This window comes from Capilliphycus salinus ALCB114379 (assembly GCF_047276495.1).
GTDB lineage: Bacteria > Cyanobacteriota > Cyanobacteriia > Cyanobacteriales > Microcoleaceae > Capilliphycus > Capilliphycus salinus.
This window is the reverse complement of the sequence record NZ_CP178543.1, coordinates 3,715,364-3,730,527: the sequence shown is the minus strand read 5'-3', so window position 1 is coordinate 3,730,527 and position 15,164 is coordinate 3,715,364. Positions and strand designations below refer to the sequence as shown.

At 43.7% G+C, this 15,164-nt stretch carries 12 protein-coding genes; 11 read left to right on the top strand and 1 reads right to left on the bottom strand.

Annotation, left to right across the window (positions count from 1 at the left end; translation table 11 throughout):
• Nucleotides 1-149 precede the first annotated feature (149 nt).
• From ACL6C3_RS15490 to ACL6C3_RS15460, 7 genes are all read left to right on the top strand, one after another.
• Complete coding sequence (locus ACL6C3_RS15490) at nucleotides 150-287, top strand: hypothetical protein (protein ID WP_413168118.1); 138 nt, start codon at nucleotides 150-152, stop codon at nucleotides 285-287.
• Nucleotides 288-424: 137 nt separating this feature from the next.
• On the top strand, nucleotides 425-1,393 hold the full coding sequence (locus ACL6C3_RS15485; RefSeq protein WP_413168116.1) for a zinc-dependent alcohol dehydrogenase family protein: 969 nt from the start codon (nucleotides 425-427) through the stop codon (nucleotides 1,391-1,393).
• A gap of 88 nt (nucleotides 1,394-1,481) precedes the next feature.
• Nucleotides 1,482-1,790: a hypothetical protein gene (locus ACL6C3_RS15480; RefSeq protein ID WP_413168115.1), complete on the top strand. Its 309-nt coding sequence runs from the start codon at nucleotides 1,482-1,484 to the stop codon at nucleotides 1,788-1,790.
• Between the two features lie 20 nt (nucleotides 1,791-1,810).
• Entirely contained in the window at nucleotides 1,811-2,014 is a 204-nt protein-coding gene (locus ACL6C3_RS15475) for a hypothetical protein (RefSeq protein WP_413168114.1), read from the top strand.
• Complete coding sequence (locus ACL6C3_RS15470; RefSeq protein WP_413168113.1) at nucleotides 2,008-2,799, top strand: CPBP family intramembrane glutamic endopeptidase; 792 nt, start codon at nucleotides 2,008-2,010, stop codon at nucleotides 2,797-2,799. The genes ACL6C3_RS15475 and ACL6C3_RS15470 overlap by 7 nt, the downstream gene beginning before the upstream one ends.
• A gap of 664 nt (nucleotides 2,800-3,463) precedes the next feature.
• Nucleotides 3,464-3,628 carry a tetratricopeptide repeat protein gene (locus ACL6C3_RS15465; RefSeq protein WP_413168112.1) on the top strand — a complete coding sequence of 55 codons (165 nt, stop codon included), beginning with the start codon at nucleotides 3,464-3,466 and terminating at the stop codon, nucleotides 3,626-3,628.
• 18 nt (nucleotides 3,629-3,646) lie between these two features.
• Entirely contained in the window at nucleotides 3,647-4,624 is a 978-nt protein-coding gene (locus ACL6C3_RS15460) for a tetratricopeptide repeat protein (RefSeq protein WP_413168110.1), read from the top strand.
• Nucleotides 4,625-4,848: 224 nt separating this feature from the next.
• Here the strand turns inward: ACL6C3_RS15460 and ACL6C3_RS15455 are convergent, their stop codons facing one another.
• Nucleotides 4,849-5,286: a hypothetical protein gene (locus tag ACL6C3_RS15455; RefSeq protein WP_413168109.1), complete on the bottom strand. Its 438-nt coding sequence runs from the start codon at nucleotides 5,284-5,286 to the stop codon at nucleotides 4,849-4,851.
• A gap of 76 nt (nucleotides 5,287-5,362) precedes the next feature.
• Between ACL6C3_RS15455 and ACL6C3_RS15450 the strand changes: the two genes are divergently transcribed.
• From ACL6C3_RS15450 to ACL6C3_RS15435, 4 genes are all read left to right on the top strand, one after another.
• Nucleotides 5,363-7,489, top strand: coding sequence for a S8 family serine peptidase (locus ACL6C3_RS15450; protein WP_413168108.1), 2,127 nt, complete (start codon nucleotides 5,363-5,365; stop codon nucleotides 7,487-7,489).
• A gap of 106 nt (nucleotides 7,490-7,595) precedes the next feature.
• Nucleotides 7,596-10,475, top strand: a complete 2,880-nt coding sequence (locus ACL6C3_RS15445) for a CHAT domain-containing protein (protein WP_413168106.1) — start codon at nucleotides 7,596-7,598, stop codon at nucleotides 10,473-10,475.
• 134 nt (nucleotides 10,476-10,609) lie between these two features.
• Nucleotides 10,610-11,299: a calcium-binding protein gene (locus ACL6C3_RS15440; RefSeq protein ID WP_413168105.1), complete on the top strand. Its 690-nt coding sequence runs from the start codon at nucleotides 10,610-10,612 to the stop codon at nucleotides 11,297-11,299.
• Nucleotides 11,300-11,536: 237 nt separating this feature from the next.
• Entirely contained in the window at nucleotides 11,537-15,136 is a 3,600-nt protein-coding gene (locus ACL6C3_RS15435; protein ID WP_413168104.1) for a filamentous hemagglutinin N-terminal domain-containing protein, read from the top strand.
• The last annotated feature ends 28 nt before the right edge of the window (nucleotides 15,137-15,164 follow it).

The following is a 15,164-nucleotide window of genomic DNA, read 5'->3' as shown; positions in this document are numbered from 1 at the left end:
ATTCTGGGCATGAAGGTACACCTCAGACTGATTCTCTTCGCGACTCCTCAGTTAATCATGCCCTGCAAAGCGATCGCGCAAGAAGTCACTGAGTTGCTGAGACAAACTTACCCGATACAAACTGACGAAATTGAAACAGGAGAAACAGAATGATACTGCAAGATAAAGCCGGTTTGTACAACGGCACGCTCAACGCGGTGTTAGGTTACGTTTCAACTCACGCATTAAAATCCCTACCTCAAGGATTTAGCGCCGATTTTGACGATATTCCTCCAAGTTGTCGATAACATCCAGAATTTCAACGAAGCGAGAGCCAAAGTCTGTCAATTTATACTCTACACGCGGTAGTTAGGGAGAACTTACCTACGCTGAATGGTATTAAAATCCGTCACTGTTTATTCTAAATTAAGGAGAGTTGGCACAGATGGAATCTATGAAAGCAGCCGTATTAACTGCGTTTGGTGATGCTGAGAAGTTTGAGATTCAAACGGTTCCTACACCAACGCTGAAGGCGAATCAGGTGTTAGTCAGAGTATGTGCAACCTCGATTAACCCAGTCGATTACCAAACTCGTCGTGGTGATTACAAGGAACTGGTTCAACTACCCGCTATCCTTGGAGTCGATGTTTCAGGGGTGATTGAGGCAATTGGCGAAGCTGTGACCGATTTTCAGGTGGGAGACAACGTGTATTACTCGCCGCAAATTTTTGGAGAATCCGGTAGCTACGCTCAGTATCATGTGGCTGATGCAGCGATTGTTGCATTGAAGCCTGCAAATCTATCGCACATTGAAGCAGCTTCTTTTCCGCTGGCAGGCGGAACTGTTTGGGATTGTATAGTGACTAGGGGCAATCTACAAGTTGGTGAAACAGTTCTCATCCATGCGGGTGCGGGTGGAGTGGGTTCGATCGCAGTTCAACTCGCCAAAGCGATCGGGGCATACGTTTTTGCGACGTGTAGTTCTAGAAACCGAGATTTCGTGACAGAACTGGGCGCTGATCGGGTGATTGATTACAAAAATGAAGATTACGTAGAAGTCATTCGTCAAGAAACAAATGGACTGGGTGTGGATTTAGTTCTAGATACCATTGGCGGAGAAACCATTCAGCGTAGTCTAGAAATCATTCGCCCCTTCGGTAGGCTTACAAGCATTGTAGACATTGCAACTCCGCAATCGCTGCTTGAAGCATGGGGCAAGAATCTGACGATTCATTTTGTTTTTTCACCCCAGTACCGAGCAAAATTAGAGGCTTTGACAAAACTCATCGAGCGTCATCAGCTTCGCCCAGTGATTGATTCAGTATTTTCTTGGGATCAGGTCGTTCTGGCACATCAGCGTCTAGAGCAGGGAGGAACACGGGGCAAAATTGTGCTGAAGTTTACAGAAAATTAGACCAGCTTGACGGCGTTGGTAATTGCTAAACGGATCGGAGTTTGATTTTGTGCTGAAAGTCGGTCTTGATTAAAACAGGAGAAGCAGAATGATACAAGATAAAGTGGCTTTAATTAAGTACAAAGATTTTGCGCCTCGGATTACTAAACGAGGACCCTTCGGCGGAGCTTCCGAGTATGAATCTTTCTCTGAGGTTGTGAGTGCTGTAAATCAGTGGATTGAAAATACAACGATACAGGTGATCAATGTTGAAACTGTTGTTTTACCCGATCGGATTGAAGGCACAAGTGATGGTGTCTACGGAGTGACGACCAGTAATGCTTTCTACCCAGTGATGATCAGTCAGGGTCTTACAATCAATTACTTTCAATGTGTGCGTGTCTGGTACAGAGAATAAGCTTTATTGGAGAAGAAATAATGAAACGATTTACCTTGTTTACTTTCCTGTATCTGGCGCTGGGAGTTTGTTTGACGGCGATCTCGCTTGGATACCAAAATCTGCCTTCGGGACTTCAAACCAACCTGTTCATCAATGCAGGAGCGTCCTACCTTGTTTGTCTTTTCAGCACCTTCCCATGTTGGCAGGAGACGGCAATCCGCTGGAGATTAAACCAATGGTAATTCTGAAACAATTTGGGATTTTATTTGTATTGGGCAGTGTGGGAATTGTCATGTTCACGATCGCGTCTATTCCTTTAGTCGAGCAACAGTTAGCGAAACTGTCTCCAGAAATACTGGAAAAAGTGCCGCCATTGTGGATTTTAATGCTTCTGCAAGGAATACAGTATTCAATTCTACTGGCAATCAGCATTCTGATTGGGATTGGCTGTGCCTACCGTGTTGGATTAAGCTCCCATTTGATTGATCATTGGGTGTTTCATACTACTAAGTCTCTATCTTTTGCTGTTGAGATGAAGTGGAGCTTGGGTGTAGGCGCAGCGGGGGCGATTGTTCTCTTGTTGCTCGATCGGTTGATGCAACAATTCCTACCTGAAGCGCTACGGGCAGCCAATAATGCAGAGCCAAGTTGGTTGAATTTGCTCACAGCAATGTTCTATGGCGGCATCACTGAGGAAATTTTGATGCGCTGGGGTTTAATGTCGCTGCTTATTTGGCTCGCGTGGAAAGGGCTAAAACAAGGCGTTACGTTGCCAAGTCAAGGAATTTACCAGGGCGCGATCGTTCTAGCCGCGTTGGTATTTGGACTACTACACCTGCCAGCGACTGCCGCGATCGTTCCTCTCACGACCGTTGTGATTATTCGGGCGTTGTTACTGAATGGGATTATGGGAATCGCGTTTGGCTGGCTCTTTTGGCAATATTCGCTAGAGGCTGCAATGTTAGCCCATATCAGCTTTCATGCTTTTACCTCTGTTCTTAGCGGTTTACTGGCAAGGTTGGCTTAAGTTTTGGAATAGATCTCATAACTGAAGTTCCCCCCTGTAAATGTACTCAAATACGCTTAAAATTCCTGTGGTATAATGGTTGTAGCGATTAATGTCTGGGGATATGTACCCATGTAACTCCAGACAGAATCCAGCGATCGCTGTACAATGCAGAAAAAAGTGATCGCATCATTAATCCGCTTCGGTCGTCACGCATCACAGATGTACCCAGTAAGGGAAATTTCGCGCATTGCGCTCTACTCCCTTCAGAAAGGAATTCCGTCATTTTTTATCAGGGGAACTTCAGTAGAAGGTCAATTCTTCTTAGACGACTTTGACTCCCTGTCATGGATCGGATCGGCAGTTTGGATCGGTATCTCAAAGTTGCCTAAAGTTGCCTAATGCTGCCTAAAGCTGCCATTCTCAATTAAGTGCGAATATTCTCAAGTAGGTGCGGAGTTCCGCTTTTTACAAATATTTACATCGTGTCCTATTTTGCGCTTATCTCGGCTTTACCCCAAGAGGGCATTTGAAAAATTAGCCGCCTTGCTAGACATAGGATTTGAGGACGCAGGGACAAGCCCTCTTTGATAACCGGATGTGGTATGAGTCTACGATCGCCAAGCGTGTACAAAGAACGTATTGCTGAGTATGCCAATTCAGCAGAAGCAAGGGACTTTATGCTGTGGAGCTTAATTGTCCCAAAGCTCAAGGCTATAGAAAATTAAAGATTAAATATAGATTAGGAATTGTTTATTTCAATTTAAAGCAGTATCAACAGGCAATAGAATTCTATCAACAGTCTTTAGTTATCACACGAAAAATCGGAGATCGCTTTAGAGAGGCTTGAACCCTCAATACTTTGGGGTTGATTTATGATAGGTTAGGTCAAGATCAAAAAGCCATAGAATTTCATCAGCAGTCTTTGGCAATTGCACAAGAGCTTGGATTTCGCCCAGGAATTGCTACTTCTCTCAACAATTTGGGTATCGCTTATGAGGGCTTGGGACAATATCAGAAAGCAATAGAGTTTCACCGACAGTCTTTGATGGTTAAACAAGAGCTTGGCGACCGTGCAGAAATTGCTGCATCTTTGAATAATTTGGGCAGTGCTTATTATAATTTGGGACAATATCAGCAGGCACTTGAGTTCCACGAAAAATCATTAGTTATAAACCGAGAGATTGGGGGTTGTCAAGCTTGTAGTTTAAATAATTTAGGCGCTGCTTATGAGGGTTTGGGACAGTATCAGAAAGCATTAGAATCTTATCTAGAGTCTTTAGTAATTTCAAAAAAGATTGGTAATCTGGGGATGGAAGCCCTTACCCTCCAAAATATAGGTTATTTATTAGAGAAACAAAATCAACCCAAACTAGCAATTGCTTTGCTGAAACAATCTGTTAATGCTACGGAATCTATTCGTTATGAACGACTTCAAAACTTGCCCAGAGAACTTCAGCAATCCTATATAGATAGTATTTCTGGGAGATATCGTCGTTTAGCCGATTTATTGTTAAAAGAAAATCGAGTATTAGAAGCACAGCGAGTTTTGGATTTACTCAAAGTTCAGGAGTTGGAAGATTACCTCAAAAATGTTCGGGGAAATGCCAACACTGCTGGCGGAATCGAATTTTATCAACCGGAACAGGAAATTCTCGCCCGTTACAACAAACTGCAACAGAACGTGATTGAAATTGGAAAAGAATTAACGCAACTTCAACAGAAAGAAAATTTAACGCCCTCTGAACAACAACGGCGCGATCAATTAGATAAAATATTGACGGAAGTTAAACAACAATTTAACGAGTTTTCCCTAATTCCCAAAGTTACGAATCAGCAACAATAAAACGAACCCAAGGGAATTGAGTTCGTAAGTTTGTATCTGTTTTATCCATCTATACTCTATATCATTCCTCAATCTCAATTTTATGACTTCACCCAATCCGGTGAATTTTTATCCCCACTCGAATTAACCTTCTCGACTCCGGGGTTTACACAAAAACAAAGGCGTTTTCTGCCAGAGTTAAAGAAAATACTCCTTCAATAACAGCAATCAATTCATCTTCTCCTTCAATAATTTGATAAACGATTGTCCCACCGGGTAGGTTTTCCAAAGATATCTATCGAAAACTCTCCCTCCGTGATTTCTAATACGTGTCGCGAATGAGTAACATCTTCGCGCAAACTACCAAACCAAACTCCTCTGTTCGTTTTTGTTAATGAAGCGTCTCCAAAGGGTGTAACGGTTGATTCTTGAGGAGCATCCTGTCGTCCAACAGTATAGGTCAAAATCTCATATGTTCCATTGGGAAGCTCGGAGAACGTCAGAGTAAAATCATTATTAGCACTGACCAGATAATCTCCTAAAAAGTTGGCGTTTTCTCCAGAAAAAGGCTGTGATGATGGAGCCACATCAAAAAGTCGGGTTGAACTGCCAATTGTTAACGGTATAGCATTTCCCGAAATATCAACAAAGCCATTGACTTGTTCAGTCCTAAAAATATTCAAGATCGTGCATATGTGATTGCACCTCAAAAATATGTTGGTTTAGGAAGAATTCAGACGGCAAATTGCCGAAACCAAGATGTTCAACACGGAAGACGATAGCACCCCCTCACTGTCTCTTGAAAATCATTCAAGTGGGTTGGCATCATCTCTTACTCCTACGGATTTAGCTGGAAATACTTTGGCTACCGCATTGGATCTGGGTATCATTGAAACGCCTCAAATGTTGCAGGATTCGGTAGGCGAGAATGATCTCCATGACTACTATCATTTTCAGTTGATTGCACCCACCAATCTAGAAGTTTTGCTGTATGGTTTGGAATCCGATGCCGACTTAAGACTGATTCAAGACTTGGACAATAATGAAGAGGTTGAATACGATGAAATTCTCGGAAGTTCCTACTACACCGGAAGTAATCCCGATGAAGTCAATCAAATCCTAGAAGCGGGTTCCTATTACATTCACGTCGATCAATGTATTGGCGATACCGACTACGATTTATTAATTAACCCCGCACCCATTCCTCTGCAACCCGATGTGGGGGGAAATTCCTTGGCAACAGCCCATAATGCTTCTCTCGATACCGCTCCTATCATTACCGATTCCGTGAGCGCTGTGGATTTGGAGGATTATTATCGCTTTGACTTGACCGGAACTCATCGGGTTACATCTTTAGTTTATGGGTTGAGTTCCAATGTAAATGTAGACCTGATTCAAGATATCAATAACAACGGTATTGTCGATCCCGGAGAAACGTTGGCAACCGCAGACAACTATGGAAGCATACCCGAAGAATTAAGGGAAGCTCTAACAACCGGAACCTACTACGTGCGGGTTTATCCAGAAGAATTGAACAGCACAGATTACAGCCTGAATTTATCTGCAACTCCAATTCTAGATGGAGCGGGAAATTCCTTAGAAACCGCCCATAATTTAATCGGACTTCATGGCCTACAAACCGCTAGTGACTTCATCAGCATCGAGGATTTGGAAGATTACTATCGATTTAACCTGCCCGAAACCCGTGAATTTAGTTTAGCTTTGTTGGGATTGGAAGCCGATGCAGAAGTTGAATTAATTAAAGATATGAATGTTAATGGAATAGTCGATCCCGGAGAAGTGATTGCGGGTTCCTATAGTATGGGAAATTTACCCGAATCCATTCAAATCACAAACTTGGCGGCAGGTACTTACTACGTTCGGGTGGCTCAATTTTCGGGTAATACCGAATATACCCTAAATTTGCTGCCGGATATCTACAGTTTTGAATGGGGTTATGGGGGTGTAGATGCGGCTAGCGCCGTTGCTCGTGGATTAGGATTACCGTCCGCGTTTCCGGAGGTTCCTCCGGTTGACAAAACCGCCTGGGGCGTAGAATGGGTGAATGCTCCCGAAGTTTGGGCGCAGGGCTACACGGGTGAAAACATTACCGTTGCCGTTGTGGATACCGGAGTCGATTATACCCATCCCGATTTAGCCAATAATATTTGGATAAATCCCGGAGAAATTGCCGATAACGGCATTGATGATGATGATAATGGCTACATTGACGATATTCGCGGCTGGAACTTTTCCGACTCCAATAATGACCCAATGGATTTGAACGCTCACGGTACTCACGTCGCCGGAACCATTGCCGCCATTAACAATGATTCTGCGGTGACTGGAATTGCTCCCGATGCCACCATTATGCCCGTGCAAGTCTTCGGCGCTGGAGACTATGAAACGTCTGATGCTATAGCCAATGGAGTTCGCTATGCCGTCGATAACGGTGCAGATGTGATTAACCTGAGTTTGGGTTCAACTTCACCGGATGAAATCGTGGAAGAGGCGCTTCAATATGCCCATGAACAAGGTGTTGTTGTGGCGATGGCAGCAGGAAATGATTCAAGTTCTGAACCCGATTTTCCCGCCCGTTATGCCTGTGATTTTGGTATTGCGGTGGGGGCAATTGAAATCACAAATGGTTTGGCGGAGTTCTCCAATGAGTCGGGAATATTGCTCGATTATGTGGTCGCCCCTGGCGTTGAGATCTATTCTACAACTCCGGGTAATCAACACGCTTTCTTGAACGGAACATCGATGGCAACGCCCCACGTTGCTGGAATTGCCGCTTTGATGTTGAGTGCCAATCCGAATTTGACTCCGACTCAAGTTGAAGACATCCTGGTACAAACCGCAGATTCACACCGAATCATTGGCTAGAAAAATGGGGTCGAGGTCACATCTTGACTTGTAGGTACAAAGTATTTTTTGATAGGGTATCCTTCTCTAAACATGAGAGGGATTTTACTTTTTACTGGGGGTTAGAATGAAGCCGATTAAATTCTGGAATCAACTGCGATCAAAACTGACGACAGCCTTCGGGATTTGCGTCAAACAACGATTTCATCGACGCTCCACTGGGATTGCTATCTTATTATTTATTTTCTCCCTGAGCTTTTCGCCGATTATTGCTCGCTCCCAGCCTCATCCCGATATAGTTTTCTTTAATTCTTATCCCGAATTCGCCCAAGTTTCCGAGTCGATTTTCGTCCAACAAGCCAAATCTTTCTACACTCAACAACAGTTTGAGCAAGCTGCCGTTGCGTGGCAACAAGCTGTGATATTCTTCGCCGAACAAAAAGATCCGTTAAATCAAGCAATTGCCCTGAGTAACCTGTCTCTAACCTATCAACAACTCGGACGCTGGAACGAAGCAACTCAAGCGATTAATCAGAGTCTTGACCTTTTAGAGCGACTTAAAGAAAACCGAGAAACGGCTCAAGTTCTCGCCCAAACTCTCGACATTCAAGGAAGCCTTGAACTCGCCAAAGGAAATCCACAAGCTGCCTTAGATGCTTGGAAAACAGCGTTTAAAATTTATCAAGATACGGGCAACTTAACCCATATCACTCAAAATCAAATTAATCAGGCTCAAGCTTGGCAAACCTTGGGACGTTATAACCGAGCAGAAGAGATTTTAGAACAAACCGCCAAACATCTAGAAAGTCAGCCCGATTCATCCGAAAAAGCGATTGCCTTTGTGAGTTTAGGAGATATTTTTCGAGTCATTGGAAATCCCGATGAGTCTCAAATTTATCTCGAAAACGGTCAAGAAATTGCTAAAAAACTGAACTTACCCGAAGTTCAAGCTGCCGCTCTGATGAGTTTAGGAAATTTGACCCGAAGTCAAAACCGTTTTAACGATCCAGAACTCAACGAAAAAGCTCAAAAATACTATCAAGATGCGCTCGAAATAGCAACTGACCCAACCTCTAAAATTCAAGCCCAACTCAACCAATTAAACCTATCCCTTGTCACTCAAGACTGGAATAAAGTCAACGATTTACAGACACAAATTCGACAACAACTTAAACAAGTTCCCCAAAATACAACCACAATTTACGGCAAGTTAAATTTGGTGCAGAATTTAATGTGTTTTGCTGGATCGAGAACAGAACCGTCTCAACGCAAAGACTTTTCACCCCTACTCCAAAGTTGCTTGGCAACCCTAGAAAACGCTCAAAATTATGAAGAAAATGATTTTAATCCCGTTTCCTGGCAAGAAATTATAACCCTAACCGAAGAAGCAATTCAAGATGCTAAAACCCTGAAAAATACTCGCGCCCAAGCCTATGCTTTGGGCTACCTGGCAGCAACCTACCAACAAACTCAAGACTTTAAAAAAGCCGAAAAATATACTCGCCAAGCCTTGGAATTAGACTCAATTTCCTCCTACGAATCCGGCGAAATCACCTACCTGTTGCAGTGGCAATTGGGACGGCTACAAAAAGCCCAAAAAAACGGCGAAATTGACCCGATCCCCGCCTACAATATTGCCTTTAAAACTCTCGGTTCCCTCCGGCGAGACTTGCTAGTAATTAGTTCCGATGTTCGGTATTCTTTTCGAGATAGCATCGAACCCTTGTATCGAGAATACGTTGATTTGCTCCTAAAACCAGAAAAGCCCAGTTTAGACAACCTCAAACAAGCCCGAACCGTTATCGAAGCGTTACAACTCGCAGAAATAAATGACTTTTTTCAAGATGCTTGTACCGAAGCCAGACCCCAAGAAATTGATACCGTAGTTGATACGATAACCGCCCCAACAACAATCATTTATCCTATCATTTTGGATGACCGAATCGAAGTGATTCTCAAACTTCCCGGCGACAATAATTTCTTCCACTACAGACGGGCGGTTAAACGGCAAGAAGTACAGCAGATTATCAACGAAGGATTGGGCGCCTACCTATCATCTAATCCCGCTTTAAAAGAAGACGCTTCCGAACAAGAACGGGTCAGAAGCGAGAAGGCTGAAAAGAGCTTTCTTGACGACTCCTCAACCCTTTACGACTGGCTGATTCGCCCCGCAGAAGAACAACAAAAGTTATCGGAGGGAACAACCCTGGTGTTTGTGCTGGATGGAGCATTCCGAACCATTCCGATGGCCGCCCTTTACGATTCCAAAGCGGAGAAATACTTGATCGAAAAATATGCGATCGCCCTCGCTCCAGGCTTGCAACTGTTAAGCCCCGAACCCTTTTCAAAAATTAGTTTAAACGCTCTGCTGGCGGGGGTGAGTCGAGAACAAACTATCGAATTTGGAGAAAAAAATGAGTCCTTCGATCCGCTTCCCCAAGTCCAGGAAGAATTAAACGATCTCCAGACATTACTTCCCCAGAGCAATTCACCGTTATTCAACGAAAATTTCAGCATATTGAACCTAGAAAATCAGCTACTTCAAACCGACTTGACCATCCTTCATATTGCCACTCACGGTCAGTTTGGATCGAATCTTGATGAAAGCTTTGTTGTGGCTTGGAAGGAGTTGCTAACCGCTCGAAAAATTGACCGCATCTTGCGGGAGCAGCGATCGGATCGGGCCATTCCCATTGAATTGCTCACCCTCAGCGCTTGTGAAACCGCAGAGGGAGACGATCGAGCTATACTTGGAATAGCCGGCGTTGCGGTGCGGGCGGGGGCGCGAAGCACAATTGCAACGCTATGGAAAGTTAACGATCGCTCGACTGCCGAGTTTATGAAACGACTCTATCAAGAACTGCTTAAAGCCAACGAAACCGGAACCGTTAATAAGGCTAAAGCGCTGCAAACCGTTCAGCTTGAGTTTTTAAAAAACTCTCCCAACGAAAACTGGAAATTGCCCCACTATTGGGCGCCTTTTGTCCTCATCGGAAACTGGTTATAATTGGTGTTTTGCATAAGCATTACCCCGCCCAAAATAGGTAGGGGTAGCCGGGAAAAAGCCCCGTTGAATTCGGGGGTTCTCGGGTCAGATATCCATATCGATTCAACGGTTTTGTTGATCGGGAGGTTTTGATCATGGCAGAAATTATTGGAACCCCAGCCAACGATGAACTACTTGGTGATGTTGGACCGGACACTTTGTTTGGCTTGGAGGGAGATGATGCGATTTTCGGCTTTGCTGACAATGACTTTCTTTTTGGAAATCAAGGGTCAGATTTGCTGGATGGCGACGAAGGAGACGACACCATTTTTGGAGGTCAGGGGGATGACCAGATTGTTGATATTGGAGGGGGAAACGATCAAATTTTTGGCAATTTGGGGAATGATTTGATCAACGGAACAGAAGGAAATGACCAAGTTTTTGGCGGTCAAGGAGATGATTTGATTACTGGTGGAGCCGGCAATGATTTGGTCTCGGGAGATAAAGGCAATGATATTTTATTTGGAATTGATAATTCAAATACTTCTAATCCCGGACTCGGCGAAATCGATACCCTGACGGGCGGTGAGGGATTCGATTTTTTTTACTTGGGATCTGAACTTTCGTTGTATTATGTGGGATTGGGAAGTGAAGATTTTGCCTTGATTACGGACTTTAATCCAGCAGAAGATATTCTTTTTGTCGGCGGAACCGACCGGGTAACGTTGAGCGATTTGAATTTGGGTCAAGCGGGAACTGGAGCGGGGATTTTTACTCTAAATAATGATGTGATTGCTTTTATTCCCGGCACAAATTCCAGCGAGCTAAACTTTAGCTTGCTCTAATAGAAGTCCCAAACATAGCATTTCTCGGACTCGGAAAGTACCGCAAAAAAGATTTGCTGGTGTTCCCCATCGGTGTGAGAAATGCTAGGGTTGACTCACTGGGGTCGGCTGCATTCCGAAAAGACAATACACCGCAGATTTTTATAAAAATAAAATTAAATATGAGCGAAGCGCTCGAACACATCGAGTAAGGTTTTATCATTCATGCAAAATTTGACCCCGATCCGGCTTAGAACTATGAGATTAACTCTTTTCATGCTTTTGGGTAAAGCGGGTTTTGTAAGTGCAATTTTGCTTTTGCTGAAACTTCCCGTTCAGGGTCAGGTGATACCCGATCGCACCTTGGGGAATGAAAATTCGGTCGTTGTTCCCGACCAAAATATTCGGGGAATACCCAGCGAGCGCATTGATGGGGGAGCGGTTCGGGGGTCTAACTTATTTCATAGTTTTCAAGAATTCAACGTAGACGAAGGGCGGGGGGTTTATTTTTCCAACCCGGATAATATTGTTAATATTTTGACTCGGGTTACGGGTGGAAATATCTCACAAATTCTGGGAACGTTGGGAGTTTTGGGGAATGCGAATTTATTTTTAATTAATCCGAATGGGATTGTATTTGGGCCGAACGCTCGGTTAGATGTAGGGGGGTCATTTTTTGCGACCACAGCCGATGGAATATTGTTTGAAAATGGCTTTGAATTTGCGGCAAGTAACCCGGAATCACCGCCTTTATTAACGATTAATATGCCTTTGGGTTTGAATATTCGAGAAAATCCGGGGACTATTGTTAATAAAGCATCAATTACCAACAGTCAAGGCAATATTACAGGTTTAGAGGTTCCGAAGGGAAACAGTTTACTCCTCGTTGGTGGAGATATTATCATTGATGGAGGCGGTTTGAATGCTCCTGAAGGTCGTATCGAACTCGCTGGACTTTCAACCCCAGGAACCTTCGGACTAGCCGTTGAAAATAACAACATCAATTTAAACGTTCCAGAAAATAGTAATTTTAGTAATATTAACCTCAATAATGATGCGAGAGTCAGCGTTTTGGGAACAGGCGGAGGCGATATTATTGTCAATGCGAATAACTTCACCGCTACAAATGGGGGTCGGTTAGTAGCCGGAACTGAAGGAGAAGGTAATGGTGGAAATATTATTGTCAATGCGAACAAATTGGAGATTTTGGGTACGGGAGAGTTAGATTTTGGCAGCGGTTTTTACAACAGTGCAACGCCAGAAAGTTTAGGAAATGCCGGAAATATCCTAATTAACACTCGGTCATTTAGAGCAACATCTGGTGCGACTGTTAATTCTGTCACAGGCGGATTAGGCAATGCCGGAAATATTGATTTGATCTCAACCGAATTCGTCGAGTTATCGGAGGGTTACATTGAGAGTCTTGCTTTAGAATCTTCAACAGGTAATGCTGGAAATATTTCAATCGCCACAGGAATATATCAATCATTCGGTGCCAACGGTTATCTTTGGTCAGGAACAGTTAATGGAGGAAAGAATGCGGGCAATATCGTGATCAATGCGGATTCGGTTAGATTGTTAAATCAAAGTAGTATTGACTCTTCAAATCGGTTTGCTTCTGGCAATGCCGGAACTGTTGAAATTAATGCTAGAAACGATATTAACGTCTCAGGAGAAAGTTTTATTGATGCTCAATCTTCTGGTTCTGGTAATGGAGGTAAAGTCACTTTACGAGCCGGCGACTTGATTCGATTTGATAATGGTGATATTTTCACTTCTTCTGTTATAGATTCTTCCGGTAAAGCTGGAGATATTGATATTAAAGCAAGTTCTCTTTCTCTGACTAATAACTCTAGGATAACAGCCTTCGCTTCAGGAGGTGGAAATGCGGGAAATATTACCGTGAGTACAAGAGATTTCGTGGCATTAGATAATGATAGTGAACTTTCTGTTTCTAATTATGGAAGTGGGGCTGGAGGTAATGTTTTTATGACAACAGGACAATTATTTGTTCGGGGCGGTTCTACTATTGTTGCCGATGTTATAGAAGGAAACCAACCGGCAGGAAATCTCATAATCAATGCAACTGAAACAGTTGATATTGCGGGTTCAAACGAGGAGATTCCCGGTGTTTTCTTTCGCAGTCGATTATCCGCAAGTAATACGGCGAATGGTAATGCGGGGAACTTATCAATCCGAACTCAAAAACTGACTATTCGTGATGGAGCAAATGTATTAGCTGCCGCATTAGGTAATGCTTCGGCACCGGGAAACATTTCAATTCAAGCTACAGAATCCGTCGAAATATTTGGGACAACACCCGATCAGTTATCTTCAAGTTCTATTGGTGCAGAAACAATTGCAGAAGACAGAACAACTGGAGTAACAGCCAATATCATCATTAAAACAGGTCAATTGACGATTCGAGACGGTTCAACAATTGCGGCATTCACTTTTGGCAACAGTCCAGGTGGAACAATAGAAATTAATGCTTCTGAGCGGGTTGAAGTTAGCGGAACTCGACCCATTAGCAATTTTCCCAGCGCCATTGATACCGAATCGAACGGAACAGGAAAAGCCGGAGAAATTATAATTACTACAAATCAATTCATTGTTCGGGATGGAGGACAAGTCACTGCTTCTACTTCTAGTGAAGGACAGGGAGGAACGCTGCGAGTTAATGCCGAATTTATTGAACTTGTCGGAGGCGTGCCGGCATTTCCCAGCCAGTTGGAAACGAGAACCCGAGGCGATGGAACGGGCGGTACTTTGCTCATCAACGCCCGTCGTTTAAGCGTTCAAGAGGGGGCGAGAATTTCAACAACCACCCAAGGAGTCGGAAATGCGGGAAATGCAGTGATTGATGTTTCGGAGGTTGATATTGGGGGAATTTCGACGGATGGCAAAACTCCAAGTGGAATATTTGCCGACACCACCCGAGGTTCTGCGGGGGATGGAGGAAGCGTGATTCTTTCCGCCACCAATTTTTTAAATGTTAATAATTTGGGTCAAATTACGGTTAGCAGTGCGGGAACCGGAGCGGCGGGAAATTTGCAGGTGAATTCCCCGTTTATTCAACTCGATAATCAAGCTAGTTTTAGAGCAGAAACGGCGGCAGGAGATCGGGGCAATATTACGCTAAATACATCGGACCTCAGACTTCGCAACAATAGTAATATTACAACGAATGCAACCGGAGTTGCTACTGGAGGCAATATTGAAATTAATACAGATAATTTAATTGCTATTGAAGATAGTGATATTTCCGCCAACGCTCAACAAGCTTTTGGAGGTCAAGTTATTATTAATGCCAACGCTATTTTTGGAACCCAATTCCGCACTCAACAAAGCGGCGCGAGCGATATTACCGCAACGTCAGAACTCGGCCCCGAATTTAGCGGCACCGTTGAACTCAACACCGAAATTGACCCCAGTTCGGGATTAATTGAATTGGATGCCAATGTAGTCGATCCAAACGCCCTAATTGCTCAAAACTTTTGCGAACAGGGAAAAGATAGCCAATTCATTGTTACGGGACGGGGCGGCTTACCTCCCAACCCCAGAGATCTCCAAAGCGTTAATCTTTCTCGCGTGGGACTGATTGAAACCGTTCCAAATAATAGCCCTCAAAACTCCACAATTAACAATCAAAACTATACTCTGAGCCGACAACCATTCTTCGATCACTCTCAATCTTCAAACAACAAAGAACCAGTAACCAGCGAGAATATTATCCCGGCTCGGGGTTGGATTCGCAACGAAAAAGGGGAAGTTATTTTAGTTAGTTATGATCCGACAAAAACGGGAGTTCGACGACAACCCTACAACTTCAACAATTGTCAACCTCAACTGCCCTGATTTTCCGGCAACCAACGGGTTAATTCTG

Excerpts from the sequence above, each read along its gene's own strand:
- ACL6C3_RS15450 (WP_413168108.1), top strand. The coding sequence starts at position 5,363 with ATGTTCAACACGGAAGACGATAGCACCCCCTCACTGTCTCTTGAAAAT.
- ACL6C3_RS15480 (WP_413168115.1), top strand. The coding sequence starts at position 1,482 with ATGATACAAGATAAAGTGGCTTTAATTAAGTACAAAGATTTTGCGCCT.
- ACL6C3_RS15440 (WP_413168105.1), top strand. The coding sequence starts at position 10,610 with ATGGCAGAAATTATTGGAACCCCAGCCAACGATGAACTACTTGGTGAT.
- ACL6C3_RS15485 (WP_413168116.1), top strand. The coding sequence starts at position 425 with ATGGAATCTATGAAAGCAGCCGTATTAACTGCGTTTGGTGATGCTGAG.
- ACL6C3_RS15490 (WP_413168118.1), top strand. The coding sequence starts at position 150 with ATGATACTGCAAGATAAAGCCGGTTTGTACAACGGCACGCTCAACGCG.
- ACL6C3_RS15435 (WP_413168104.1), top strand. The coding sequence starts at position 11,537 with ATGAGATTAACTCTTTTCATGCTTTTGGGTAAAGCGGGTTTTGTAAGT.
- ACL6C3_RS15475 (WP_413168114.1), top strand. The coding sequence starts at position 1,811 with ATGAAACGATTTACCTTGTTTACTTTCCTGTATCTGGCGCTGGGAGTT.
- ACL6C3_RS15445 (WP_413168106.1), top strand. The coding sequence starts at position 7,596 with ATGAAGCCGATTAAATTCTGGAATCAACTGCGATCAAAACTGACGACA.
- ACL6C3_RS15470 (WP_413168113.1), top strand. The coding sequence starts at position 2,008 with ATGGTAATTCTGAAACAATTTGGGATTTTATTTGTATTGGGCAGTGTG.